This is a genomic window from Streptomyces sp. P9(2023), assembly GCF_032436795.1.
In the GTDB taxonomy this organism is placed as follows: domain Bacteria; phylum Actinomycetota; class Actinomycetes; order Streptomycetales; family Streptomycetaceae; genus Streptomyces.
In genome coordinates this window covers 1-233 of sequence record NZ_JAUPWM010000877.1, presented here as the reverse complement: position 1 = coordinate 233, position 233 = coordinate 1, and the positions used below count along the sequence as shown (strand labels likewise).

Genomic DNA, 233 nt, shown 5'->3' with positions numbered 1-233 from the left:
GTCTTTTAACTTGTCAGGAATGGCTTCATTTTCCACAGACTCTGAAAAGTCGCTATTCAAAATTTCTAATGCTTCTTTTGCGTCATCTTCAGCGACTAATAAACGAACACCACCGATAGCATTTGAGTAAAGCCACTGAGTATTCACTGTATGCTCATCAGCGATAAAGCTTGTTATCCCTGCACTTTCCAAGCTCGCTTTCGCTATATGAGCTTCGTGAGGAAATGAAAAAC

The 233-nt window shown here is 40.3% G+C and carries 1 protein-coding gene; it reads right to left on the bottom strand.

Translation table 11 applies throughout. The features are described 5' to 3' along the window. Positions 1-233: DUF2007 domain-containing protein (locus tag Q5762_RS39765; RefSeq protein WP_315897193.1), on the bottom strand; the 233-nt coding region annotated here is incomplete at both ends.